Origin of the sequence: Kamptonema sp. PCC 6506, from assembly GCF_000180455.1 — a bacterium.
GTDB classification, from domain to species: Bacteria; Cyanobacteriota; Cyanobacteriia; order Cyanobacteriales; family Microcoleaceae; genus Kamptonema; species Kamptonema formosum.
In genome coordinates this window covers 1-11,636 of record NZ_CACA01000183.1, presented here as the reverse complement: position 1 = coordinate 11,636, position 11,636 = coordinate 1, and the positions used below count along the sequence as shown (strand labels likewise).

11 protein-coding genes, 1 other RNA gene and 1 pseudogene are annotated in these 11,636 nt (G+C 42.8%); 7 read left to right on the top strand and 6 right to left on the bottom strand.

The annotated features are described in order from the left end of the window. The first annotated feature begins 5 nt into the window (after positions 1-5). The gene (locus OSCI_RS09910) at positions 6-1,958 is read left to right on the top strand and encodes a sensor histidine kinase (RefSeq protein ID WP_007354802.1); all 1,953 of its coding nucleotides are present in this window, start codon (positions 6-8) and stop codon (positions 1,956-1,958) included. A 38-nt stretch (positions 1,959-1,996) separates the two neighbouring features. Here OSCI_RS09910 and OSCI_RS09905 read toward each other — a convergent pair whose 3' ends face one another. After that, positions 1,997-2,557 carry a 2'-5' RNA ligase family protein gene (locus OSCI_RS09905; RefSeq protein ID WP_007354801.1) on the bottom strand — a complete coding sequence of 187 codons (561 nt, stop codon included), beginning with the start codon at positions 2,555-2,557 and terminating at the stop codon, positions 1,997-1,999. A gap of 139 nt (positions 2,558-2,696) precedes the next feature. Between OSCI_RS09905 and OSCI_RS09900 the strand changes: the two genes are divergently transcribed. The 4 genes from OSCI_RS09900 to OSCI_RS09890 all read left to right on the top strand — a co-directional run bounded on the left by OSCI_RS09900 (position 2,697) and on the right by OSCI_RS09890 (position 4,192). Beyond that, positions 2,697-2,963, top strand: a complete 267-nt coding sequence (locus OSCI_RS09900; protein ID WP_007354800.1) for a YciI family protein — start codon at positions 2,697-2,699, stop codon at positions 2,961-2,963. Positions 2,964-2,986: 23 nt separating this feature from the next. Further along, positions 2,987-3,083, top strand: an RNA gene (gene ffs / locus OSCI_RS28370) — signal recognition particle sRNA small type. Between the two features lie 24 nt (positions 3,084-3,107). Beyond that, positions 3,108-3,479, top strand: coding sequence for a phasin family protein (locus OSCI_RS09895; RefSeq protein WP_019487673.1), 372 nt, complete (start codon positions 3,108-3,110; stop codon positions 3,477-3,479). Positions 3,480-3,778: 299 nt separating this feature from the next. Further along, positions 3,779-4,192 carry a hypothetical protein gene (locus tag OSCI_RS09890; RefSeq protein ID WP_007354798.1) on the top strand — a complete coding sequence of 138 codons (414 nt, stop codon included), beginning with the start codon at positions 3,779-3,781 and terminating at the stop codon, positions 4,190-4,192. Between the two features lie 181 nt (positions 4,193-4,373). On the opposite strand, the gene OSCI_RS09885 is transcribed toward OSCI_RS09890, so the two are convergent. Together OSCI_RS09885 and OSCI_RS09880 are read right to left on the bottom strand one after the other, a co-directional pair. Further along, positions 4,374-4,721, bottom strand: coding sequence for a DUF86 domain-containing protein (locus tag OSCI_RS09885; protein WP_019487674.1), 348 nt, complete (start codon positions 4,719-4,721; stop codon positions 4,374-4,376). After that, entirely contained in the window at positions 4,711-5,031 is a 321-nt protein-coding gene (locus tag OSCI_RS09880; protein WP_007354796.1) for a nucleotidyltransferase family protein, read from the bottom strand. The genes OSCI_RS09885 and OSCI_RS09880 overlap by 11 nt, the downstream gene beginning before the upstream one ends. A gap of 128 nt (positions 5,032-5,159) precedes the next feature. On the opposite strand from OSCI_RS09880, the gene metH reads away from it, so the two are divergent. Together metH and OSCI_RS09870 are read left to right on the top strand one after the other, a co-directional pair. After that, on the top strand, positions 5,160-8,894 hold the full coding sequence (metH, locus tag OSCI_RS09875; RefSeq protein ID WP_007354794.1) for a methionine synthase: 3,735 nt from the start codon (positions 5,160-5,162) through the stop codon (positions 8,892-8,894). 317 nt (positions 8,895-9,211) lie between these two features. Then, the gene (locus OSCI_RS09870) at positions 9,212-9,805 is read left to right on the top strand and encodes an L-threonylcarbamoyladenylate synthase (RefSeq protein ID WP_007354792.1); all 594 of its coding nucleotides are present in this window, start codon (positions 9,212-9,214) and stop codon (positions 9,803-9,805) included. A 16-nt stretch (positions 9,806-9,821) separates the two neighbouring features. On the opposite strand, the gene OSCI_RS32405 is transcribed toward OSCI_RS09870, so the two are convergent. From OSCI_RS32405 to OSCI_RS09860, 3 genes and pseudogenes are all read right to left on the bottom strand, one after another. Further along, positions 9,822-10,082, bottom strand: a complete 261-nt coding sequence (locus tag OSCI_RS32405; protein ID WP_407635889.1) for a hypothetical protein — start codon at positions 10,080-10,082, stop codon at positions 9,822-9,824. 23 nt (positions 10,083-10,105) lie between these two features. Then, complete coding sequence (locus tag OSCI_RS32400; RefSeq protein ID WP_007354790.1) at positions 10,106-10,510, bottom strand: hypothetical protein; 405 nt, start codon at positions 10,508-10,510, stop codon at positions 10,106-10,108. Positions 10,511-11,356: 846 nt separating this feature from the next. Then, positions 11,357-11,636 (bottom strand): annotated as a pseudogene (locus OSCI_RS09860) (CopG family transcriptional regulator); the annotation flags it as partial.

Here is an 11,636-nt window from a genome sequence, read left to right as displayed (position 1 = left end):
CATTTATGAGCTTTAGTAAAGTTAGCCAGGTTCACAATAATTTTCAGGAAGAACAACGAAAAAAGAGAAAAGTAACTACTCTTTTACTCCTGGCAGGATTCACTTTGATAGTCAGTGCTGCGGCGATCGCTAGTTATCTGATTATCTATGAATTGCTGCTGAATACTTCCAAAGAGAAAGCTTTATTAAAAGTTCAGCAGGGTAGTGGGGAAATTGATAAGTGGTTAGAAACACGGAAAGCAGAAATAGCAACCATTGCTGACACACCAACTCTTGCAACTATGGATTGGAATGTCGTTGAACCCTACCTTAAATCTCAGGTCAAACGGATCGATGAATATCGACAGCTTACTATGACATTTCCTGATGGTTCTCGATTCAATACACAAGTAGGAAAAGCTAAGGGAAGTATAGCCGATCGCCCTTTTTTTATATCAGCAATGGCGGGAAAAGTCACGGCTAATGACCCGGTGATTAGTCGTTCCTTGGGAGTAGCTCAAGTCCAAATTGGCGCTCCGATTGGCTCACCAGAAAAACCTTTAGGAGCTTTAGCAGGTAATATTCCAATCGATCGCCTAATTAAAGTCGTTCAAAATCTGCAACTAGGTCAGGGTAGCTATGCCTTTGCTCTCAACTCCCAGGGTCGAATAATTGCTCATCCAGATCCGTCTTTAAGAGGAACCACAGAAAAACCAGCTACTAGCTTACTGGAAAGCAAAGACCTTTATTTGGCAACTCTCGCGCAACGGATGGTGAACAAAGAGCAGGGAATTGACTTAATTAAAGTTGATGGCATCTGGCAATATGTAGCTTATACCCCTTTAAAGCAGGCAAATTGGTCTGTAGCCTTGGTCATTCCGCGTCCAATAATTGAATCTTCCCTCGATGCTTTGAATATCCTAACGCTAATTTTAGGGAGCGTGCTTATAGTGGCAACTATAGGAGGATGGAGACAGGTACAACTATCTGAAGAAGCACAAGCAAATGCGGAGGAAAAATCTCAACTTTATACGCAAACTCAGGAACAAGTCGAACTTCTAAATCAATCCCTGGTTCAGCAGAAACAGATGGAAAATCAACTTCGGCAGCAAACTGATTATTTAGAACAAACGTTGAAGGAATTACGACAGATTCAAGGACAACTTATCCAAAGCGAGAAAATGTCCTCTTTGGGTCAATTGGTAGCTGGTATTGCTCATGAAGTGAATAATCCCGCAGCTTTTATTTACGGTAATTTATCTCATGTCAGCCAGTATACCGAAAATTTACTAGATCTAGTAAAGCTCTATCAGCAGCATTATCCCCTGCCAGTGTTAGAAATTCAAGCTAAGTCAGAAGAGGTCGATCTAGAATTTCTAAGCGAAGATTTATCGAAATTACTTACATCTATGCACGTAGGTGCGGAACGAATACGTGATATTGTCAAATCCCTACGGAATTTTTCGCGGTTGGACGAGTCGGAAGTCAAGGCGGTGAATATCCATGAAGGTATTGACAGCACCCTGATGATTCTTCAGAGTCGCTTGAATCCCAGCCCCAAATATGCTGGGATTGAAGTTATCAAAGAGTATGGTAATCTGCCGGAGATCGAGTGTTATGCAGGACAGCTTAACCAGGTATTTATGAATATTTTGACGAATGCTCTGGATGCTTTAGAAGAGCGGCATCAGGGGGAGGAAAAGATAATTAAGATTACTACAAGTCTCTCTAGAGCGGATCGAGTTAGAATTTCGATTGCGGATAATGGTTGTGGTATGACAGAGGAAGTAAAACAAAGAGTATTTGACCCATTTTTTACAACTAAACCCGTAGGTAAAGGTACGGGAATGGGGCTATCTATTAGTTATCAAATTGTGACGATAGAGCATAGAGGGCGATTGTATTGTATCTCAGAACCAGGAGCGGGAACGGAATTTGTAATTGAAATTCCACTGCATCAAAGTGTGGGTAGCAGTTAGGATTATTCTCCGATGGATTCCCGCTCTATGAATTGGGTCTATTTAATAGGTGAAAAAAGAAATTCACGGCTAATATTCCAGCATTCCCCATCATGAATTAACAAAGTCAACTGAGATACAGTAAACTCAAAGTTGAGCGAGCGATTTTCAAATTCTAGCCATGCTGCTTTGAAATTCTGCTTAGTTAAGTCTCGAAATGCGACTGTCATGTGTGGTGTAAAAGAGCGAGTTTTGGCAACTGGGTCGAAGATTCCTAAGTTTGTTTCTAAATATGCGCTTAGGTCTTTTTCCAGAGCTAGTAATGCTTGGGTTTTGAGAGGATTTACGTAAATAACACGAGGTGGAAAGGCGGCAAAGCCAGAGAGAGTAATGGGGATTGGGTGATGGGCGAGTGCAAATTTTTCTAGGCATTCTTCTACTTTGTCAATTTCCGCTGTCACCCATTTAAAAGGCGGTTGGAGGGTGATGTGGGGTGGCGATTTTAAAGCACCGCTACTAGCGTATTTTTCGGCAAAATACTGTTTAATTTTAGTAATCTGCTCTTGAATTTCTTGCGGAGGTAGGAGGGCAATAAAGTAACGGTGTTGCAGATTTTCCATGAGTCTATTGGTGTAGGACAAAGATACACAGGAATTTACAGAAGCGGCACAGAATAGGAAGAGAAAATTATTAGTTTGGGCAATTTGCTATAAACTATTACTCAATATAGATTATAAAGTTTAAAATTGAAAAGCAAAAATGCCTTGGTTTGTCAAGATTGAGAAGGGAATTGTCGAAAAGTCCATTTTTGACAAGTATGTGCCTGCCCATCGCGCTTACGTGCGAGAGTTGATTGCTAAGGGACACAAGGCGAAGACGGGGTACTGGGCGCGACGGGGCGGTGGGATGCTACTATTTGAGGCGGGCTCGATGGAGGAGGCGATCGCGATCGCGGCTAAAGATCCCTTGGTAGTCAATGGTTGCGTTACCTACGAAGTTTATCAGTGGTGTGTTGTTGAAGAATGAAAAGTTGTGTTATACTCATAAATGAGCCGGACTTACGCGATTGTAACGCCCAAACTTTGTCAGGGCCGGAAGGCAGCAGCAATACGGGATGCTTGCAATAGGCGTGAACTCCGGTTCACCTTGTTTAAGGGAGGTGTACTTGCTATGCCGGGTTTCGGAGATATTTTACAGAAAGCAGTTTACCTGGGTGTGGGGTTGGCTTCCTACGCTGGCGAGAAAGCAAGTAGCAAATTAGGCGAGTTGCGGACTGAAGCCCAAAAATTGGCAGATGAATTGGTAAAACGCGGTGAAATGACGACGGATGAAGGTCGTCGCTTTGTTGATGATATGATGAGGCAGGCGCAACAGCAGCCCGGTGAGTCGCCTTCTGAACCGCAAAAACTTTCTGAACCGCGCCGGATAGAAATTGTTTCGGAAGATGAAGAACCATCGAATAAAAGCAATGAGGGTGTCGATAGGCTTCGTCAACAGGTGCAGCAGTTACAAGATGAACTCCGCGATCTGAAGCAGGATTAGGCTTTGTAAAGTTTTATGACGGGGGTTGAGTGCGATCGCACTTCTACCTCCGTTAGTTTTGGTATTTATCCTTGGTAAGGGTTTAGTAATACTATGGAAAAGGTAATAGAATTGATAAGTAGGTGGACATAATATATAGATTGTCCTTCCAAGAAAAGAAGCGATCGCAAAGACTTGAGATTGCTTCCCTTCTTTGGTAACGACACGATCGATTTTATCTATTGTCTACCTACTTAGTAAGTGCAAGCCTTTGTACTTGGATTTTGTTAATAATATATAAAGATCGAGCTGACAAATCAATGGAAGAGTGGCAAAAAAGTTTTGTGGCGGTACTGGAAACTGCTGTTGCTGAGGTAGAGAAGTTTTTCATGGATGCGAGTGAAGAATTCGCCGAAATGCTGGACTCACTGGCAAAGTTTTCGGAAGAGGTGACAGAAGAAATACAAAATACTGTAATCGATGATTTCGACAACTATTTTAATGAGTTGCTTGAACCAATTATTGAGGTTTTTAGAGAATTAGATCCAGAGGTAAATGAGATAGATTTTTCGATCGTGACTTATGTAGAGCCTTCAACGATTCAGCAGCCAGCTTGTAGGGGTTGTTCTAATTATCACGGTCATATTTATGGTGGGAATTTGTTAGTTTGTGCGATGCACCCTTCGGGTGTAGAGTCTGAGAGTTGTCCTGATTGGGAAGCTGAGAGAGAATAATTTACAGGGGGGATTTTTTAAGGGTGCGATCTAGTTGATTATAATTAAGAAGATTAGAAGAAAATGACAAAACAAAATAAAAAGCCAAAGCCTTGGGAGATTGACAGTAGCAATAACAAATCGAGTGTTTACTAGGCGGTGAAAATGATAGGGAAATTATTTACTAATTAACCATAACCTTTTAATTAACCCTTTCCTCTAATAATTGACTAATTTCACGATAAAGTACAGGTAAATTAGACTCCACAATTCCCCAAACTACCTGATTAGAAACCTTGGCATAAGCATGAATCAAAAGATTACGAAAATCGACAATTCTTCGACAATCTGTAATGCTTTCCGCCAAATCAGGCTCTAATTTCAACATCTGGTTTAACGCCTCTCCCACAATCTCAAACTGTCGCTCCACAGCAGAGCGTAGCATCGCATTACTTACGTAATCTTCAAACGTTTTACCTGCCGTAAACTCCGTTAAAAGTTGACAAGCTTCCTGAATATCAAACAAATATTTCTGCACCTCAAGCCGCATACAAAATCACCCGCGATTTTTCAATTGATTGTAAAAAATAAGGGTTGCGGATTGAATTAATCTCGACTAAATCTATAGAACGATTAAACAACTTATTCAACGCCTCCCGCAAACCAAAAAAGCAATTAGCATATTCCACCGGTGACATCGGTGTAAACTGAACCAAGAAATCTAAATCACTTTTTTCTTCGTCGAAATTATCTCCTGTTGCAGAGCCGAACAACTCCATCTTTAATACTCGGTAATGCTGACAAAACTCAGTCAATTGAACCTGTTTTGACTCCAAAATTTTCTTCCAGTCACTCGCCATAATTCAACCTCCTGATATTTCAGGCTACATTTTCCTAAGTCATCGCTGGCTAGATCAGTTATTATATGAATAACTACGTTAACATATTTCTACTTCATCAAAATAGAGAGCGTCAAAAATATTAACCCATGACCAATAGTACCTTCCTCCAACGCCTCCACCACCCATCCCGGCCCGTCATCGTCTTCGATGGCGCAATGGGAACCAACCTGCAATTTCAAAACCTCACCGCCGAAGACTTCGGGGGCCCGCAATACGAAGGTTGCAACGAATACTTAATCTACACCAATCCCGAAGCTGTCGCCAAAGTCCATCGCGGTTTCCTCGAAGCAGGCGCAGATGTCATCGAAACTGACACCTTCGGGGCGAGTTCCTTTGTACTTGCTGAATACAATTTAGCCCAGGAAGCCTACAACCTCAACAAGGCGGCCGCAACCCTCGCCAAAGGCCTGGCTATTGAGTATTCTACACCAGAAAAACCCCGATTTGTGGCTGGTTCAATTGGCCCTGGAACTAAATTACCAACCCTGGGACATATTGACTTTGATACTCTGAAAATTGCCTTTGCCGAACAAGCAGAAGGACTATTTGATGGTGGAGTTGATTTATTAATAGTTGAAACCTGCCAAGATGTGTTGCAAATTAAAGCCGCACTCAGCGCCATTGAAGAAGTATTTGCTAAAAAAGGTACGCGCCTCCCGATCATGGTATCGGTGACAATGGAAACTACTGGTACAATGTTGGTAGGTTCCGATATTAGCGCTGTCCTGACTATTTTACAACCTTTTCCTATTGATATTTTAGGATTAAACTGCGCTACTGGGCCAGACAGAATGGCCGAACATATCAAATATTTATCCCAATATTCCCCTTTTGTAGTTTCCTGTATTCCCAACGCAGGTTTACCAGAAAATGTCGGCGGACACGCCCATTATAAACTCACGCCGATGGAACTACGAATGGCATTAATGCACTTTGTAGAAGACTTAGGAGTGCAAGTAATTGGCGGTTGTTGCGGTACTCGTTACGATCACATTCAACAATTAGCAGAAATTTCCACAACCCTGACACCGAAAGTCCGCGAAACCACTTGGCAACCCGCCGCCGCATCAATTTATAGCGCCCAACCTTACGACCAAGATAATTCTTTCTTAATAGTTGGGGAAAGACTTAATGCTAGTGGTTCTAAGAAATGTCGCGACTTATTAAATGCTGAAGATTGGGATGGTTTAATCTCAATGGGACGCGAACAAGTCCGCGAAGGCGCACACATTCTCGATGTTAACGTCGATTATGTGGGACGCGATGGCGTAAGAGATATGAGAGAAGTTGTATCTCGCCTAGTTACTAATGCCACTTTACCCTTAATGTTAGACTCCACTGAGTGGGAAAAAATGGAGGCGGGATTAAAAGCCGCTGGGGGTAAATGTTTGTTAAATTCTACTAACTATGAAGATGGGGAACCCCGTTTTTATAAGGTGTTAGAATTGGCAAAAACGTATGGTGCGGGGATAGTTATCGGTACAATTGATGAAGATGGGATGGCCCGGAGTGCGAACAAAAAATTTGAGATTGCATCCCGCGCTTATCACGCTGCCATTGAGTATGGAATCCCCGCCTACGACATCTTCTTTGACCCTTTAGCATTGCCAATTTCTACGGGGATTGAAGAAGATAGGGCCAACGGTAAATCTACAATTGAAGCCATTCGTCGCATCAGGCAAGAGTTGCCGGGATGTCATGTTATTCTAGGAGTTTCTAATATTTCCTTTGGCTTAAATCCAGCGGCGCGACAAGTCTTAAACTCGATGTTTTTGCATGAAGCGATGCAAGCTGGGATGGATTCAGCAATTGTTAGCCCCAATAAGATTTTACCGCTGGCAAAAATTGAAGAAAAATATCAAGAATTATGCCGCAAACTGATTTACGATCGACGAGAATTTGATGGTAATGTCTGCATTTACGATCCTTTGGGAGAGTTGACAAATGCCTTTGAAGGTGCTACAACTAAGCGCGATCGCAGTGCCGATAAACTGCTTCCTTTAGAAGAACGTCTGAAGCGTCATATCATCGATGGCGAAAGAATTGGCTTAGAAGAAGTTCTTACCACAGCTTTAGAACAATATCCACCTTTGGAGATTATTAATACCTTCTTATTAGATGGTATGAAAGTGGTAGGCGAATTATTTGGATCGGGTCAAATGCAATTACCTTTTGTATTGCAATCTGCCGAAACCATGAAAGCTGCTGTTGCCTTTTTACAGCCATATATGGAGAAATCAGAATCAGGTGATAATGCCAAGGGAACCTTTATTATTGCCACAGTTAAAGGCGACGTTCACGACATTGGAAAAAATCTGGTTGACATCATTCTTTCTAATAATGGATATCGAGTGATTAACTTGGGAATTAAACAACCAGTAGACAATATCATTGAAGCCTACGAACAGCACAAAGCTGATTGTATTGCTATGAGTGGGTTGCTGGTTAAATCCACTGCTTTTATGAAAGAAAACCTGGAGACATTTAACCAGCGCGGGATTACCGTTCCCGTCATTTTAGGCGGTGCGGCTTTAACTCCTAAGTTTGTTCACGAAGATTGCCAAAACACCTATAAAGGTAAAGTTATTTATGGCAAAGATGCCTTTTCTGACTTGCACTTTATGGATAAATTGATGCCTGCAAAATCAGGAGGGAAATGGGACGATCTCAATGGTTTTGCTGATGAAGAAAATGGTAATGGCAATGGGGTAGCTAAAATAGAAGTCGCACATAAAAAAGAGGTGGAAACGGCGGAATCAGCAACGCCATTAGTAATAGATACACGGCGTTCTGAGGCGGTAGCTGTGGATATTGAACGCCCGATTCCGCCTTTTTGGGGTACTCAGTTATTAGAGGGCGAAGATATACCCTTTGAGGAAATTTTCTGGCATTTGGATTTACAAGCTTTGATTGCTGGACAGTGGCAATATCGCAAGCCTAAAGACCAATCTCGTGAAGAGTATGATGGGTTTTTAGCTGAGAAAGTTTATCCGATTTTGGAGGGATGGAAACAGCGGATTGTTAATGAGAAGTTGTTACATCCACAGGTGGTTTATGGGTATTTTCCTTGTCAGTCTGAGGGTAATTCTTTGCACCTTTACGATCCGGCTAACCCCCCCAATCCCCCCTTGGTAAGGGGGGGCAATGATGTAAATAATCCCTTGTTAACGGAGGGCGCTGATCTAACTAATTCCCCCTTGTTAACGGGGGGCAATGATGTAAATAATCCCTTGTTAATGGGGGGCGATGATCTAACTAATTCCCCCTTGTCAACGGGGGGCAATGTAACTAACCCCCCCTTACCAAGGCGGGGCGAAGAGGGGGTTATTACAACCTTTACTTTCCCTCGGCAAAAGTCGGGTCGGCGGTTGTGTATTGCTGACTTTTTTGCACCGAAAGAATCGGGTAAAATTGATGTATTTCCGATGCAGGCGGTGACGGTTGGACACATTGCTACGGAGTTCGCACAAAAGCTATTTGCCGATAATCAATATACCGATTATCTGTATTTTCATGGGTTAGCAGTTCAGACGGCGGAAGCAATAGCTGAATGGACTCATGCGCGAATTCGCCGCGAGTTAGGTTTTGGGAGTGAAGAACCGGAGAATATTCGGGATATGTTAGCTCAAAGATATCGCGGATCGCGGTATAGTTTTGGTTATCCGGCTTGTCCTGATATGTCGGATCAGTATAAACAATTGGAGTTGTTAGGAAGCGATCGCATCAATCTTTATATGGATGAAAGCGAACAACTTTATCCCGAACAATCGACAACTGCCATCATCACCTATCACCCAGCAGCTAAGTATTTCACTGCTTAACGCGAGTTCGATGGAGTGCGATCGCCTAACTGAGGCTGTAATTGAATAGGCGATGCCTGCGGCTGGCTAGGCCTGGGTCACTATTCAGTTGCGGTAAACGAGCGATCGCTAATCTATCAAATATAGCAACCGCCACAACGGTTAGGACATTCTCGATCGCCCAAACCATTTCTGTTATTGCATTTTCCTCCTGCCTCCTATCTCCTGCCTCCTATCTCCTGCTTCCTGCTTCCTGCCTCCTGTCTTCTGTCTTCTGCCACCTGCCACCTGCCTCTTGCCTCCTGCCTCCTGCTATATTTCCCACAAACATTCACACAATGCCTCAAGTCTCAATCCAAACCTTAATATCAGCAGCAAAATTAGGAAATCAAATCATCAGCTTTCCCACTGATACTGTACCCGCCCTAGCAGTTCGCCCCGAAGCTAGCGAACTAATTTTCACTACCAAAAAACGCGATCGCGAAAAACCTCTAATTTTAATGGGTGCAACCCCAGAACATCTTTGGCCCTACATCACCGGCACCCCAGAACAACTTCAAATATGGCAACAAATCGCCGCCTCCCACTGGCCCGGAGCCCTAACCCTTGTCCTCCCAGCCTCCCCCAAAGTACCTCCAGCCATGAACCCCACAGACCCCACCACCATCGGCCTCAGAGTCCCTAACCTCGCGATCGCCCAAAAAATCCTACAACAGACAGGGCCCTTAGCCACCACCAGCGCCAACTTATCAGGTCAACCACCCCTAGAAACAGCCGCCGAAATTCAACAAAATTTCCCAGAAGTCTTAACCCTAGAGGCTTCTGAACTAAAAACAACCACAACAGCATCCGGTTTACCCTCCACAGTGGCCAAATGGAGTGGGAATAGCTGGGAAATCTTGCGGCAAGGCGCGGTAGAGTTAAAAGGCTGACGGGGTGACAACCCCGTCAAAAGCTTGATAAAATAAAGGACATAGCCTTCAAACCCCTATGAAAAAATGGGAGCTTATTGGGCCTAATTTTCATCAATTCCGCAATAGTCGCATGGCAAAACTCCATTCCTACTACCCACAACTGACCATATAATCCTATCCAAAAACTACTATGACGGCGTTGCGATCGCCTCGACTCAATCAGGCGACCGATGTATTTCTGAATTCCCTTTAGCTTGAACTTACGTCCCTGTAAAATAGCGCAACTGTAAGCCAAAGCTATCAATAAAATTAAACTTTTTAGGCGGTCGTCACAAGCGTAGCTTTTTTCAAGATTATAGCCTCCTGTTTTAACGGTAAAGCTCTCTTGTCCCAAATCAGGCTAATCATAAACACATTTTTATCTCGCCACTGGGTTCTATCAATGGCGACCTTCAACTCTTGTTTCTTTTTAAATTGAGTTCTCAAGATATATTTAATCAGAGGAAACCACAGCTTTTCAATCTTGAGGATAGGTAGCTTGAGGAATCGTTGAACAGAACGTCGTCGGCTCTCAAACATGATGGGGTATGGCATCAATGTCGCCAATAACTCAATACTCACTTGTTTACGGATTTGGAGCAGGAAAACTAAAATTGTCAGAGTCAAGTATTCGGCTTTCTTGAGCTGCTGTTGGAAACAAATTTGGTAAAATGGAGGTAACATTTTTAATAGATGGGGCGACTTTACAATACTGACCCCATCTTTTTTTACCATAAATCGGTCAAAACCCTGTCAGTTAGGGGTTTTGATGGGGTTGTCACCCCGTCAGATAATACATTTTTGTAGTACGAATGTCAAGGTGTAGACTTCCTAGTAGTATCCCGATACTATAGGAAAACAGAAAAATACCTCTCCTCCTCTCCCGAAGGCTCAATCAATAGATACACCCTGATTAATCAACTTTGACCCTTTGCAGCTAGGTTTTGTATCACAACAAAGTTTTAAAATCATCCTGAAACATCCTCCCTCCTAACGGAGATTAAATGAGTAGATGCACCCTGATTAATGAACCCTAACCAATTGCGGTCAGGGTTTTTTTATTTGTTTCCCAAAAAGTTTTAACAATCATCCGGAAACATCCCCCCTCCTACCGGAGACTATATTAGTAGATGCACCCTGATGGATGAACCCTAACCAATTGCGGCTAGGGTTTTTTATTTGCCTCCCAGTAAGTTTTAAAAATCACCATGAAATATCCCCCTCCAAGCGCTGATGTCGAGTTAGACTTACAACTGAAAAAGGGAATTATTCGGACTATTCGTGATATTGCGATCGCCAAATTTTAGCAAATTCCAGAATCATCAAAAATCATGAGGTTTTAGCTGCCATACTGACTTTCTCCTTTCCGAATTTTTGTAACCTTTGTTTAACAACTTCTATGTTTCTGAAACCAGTTTCGTGCAAATTTACAATAACTCTGGCTCCATTAATGCACAAATTCCCTGACAGAAGATTCTAGATTTTGGATACTTTAACCCAAAATCTAAAATCGAATAGCGCTGGAAATGCCTAGCGAGAAAAGGTGCGGTTGCGCCACTTGTTTAACTTAGCTTCGCCAATTCCAGCCACAGTTTGCAATTGAGCTAGCTGTTCTTGCAAAGTCTTAATAGTATTGACTTGTTCTTGAGACTGCCGCTGTAAAGCTTGATAAGTTGTCAGTGATATGTTATTACTTGCCTGACTTTTTAGATGCCACAACTCTGTGATTTGAGCTTGCAAAGATGCGATCGCTGCTACCTGTTCTTGAGACTGTCGCTGTAAAGTTTCGTAACTTTCTAACGGTACGCTA